Below are 444 nucleotides of genomic sequence, written 5' to 3' on the forward strand. Positions count from 1 at the left end.
TTACTCGATGATCTTAGCAACAACACCCGCGCCGACGGTGCGACCGCCCTCGCGGACCGCAAAGCGCAGACCTTCTTCCATGGCGATCGGCGCGATCAGCTTGATCGTCATTTTGACGTTGTCGCCCGGCATCACCATCTCGATGCCCTCGGGCAGCTCGCAAGCGCCGGTGACGTCGGTGGTGCGGAAGTAGAACTGCGGACGGTAGCCGTTGAAGAAGGGGGTGTGACGACCGCCTTCTTCCTTGCTCAGCACGTACACTTCGGCCTCGAAGTGGGTGTGCGGCGTGATCGAACCGGGCTTGGCCAGTACCTGACCGCGCTCGACGTCTTCACGCTTGGTGCCGCGCAGCAGGGCGCCGATGTTGTCGCCGGCCTGACCCTGGTCGAGCAGCTTGCGGAACATCTCGACGCCGGTGCAGGTGGTCTTGACGGTATCCTTGAT

The 444-nt window shown here is 62.8% G+C and carries 1 protein-coding gene; it reads right to left on the minus strand.

The window, feature by feature from the left end; genetic code table 11:
- On the minus strand, positions 1-444 hold a 444-nt coding region (locus HW932_RS21540; protein WP_343047455.1), incomplete at its 5' end, for an EF-Tu C-terminal domain-related protein.

The sequence above is a fragment of the Allochromatium humboldtianum genome, assembly GCF_013385175.1.
GTDB classification, from domain to species: Bacteria; Pseudomonadota; Gammaproteobacteria; order Chromatiales; family Chromatiaceae; genus Thermochromatium; species Thermochromatium humboldtianum.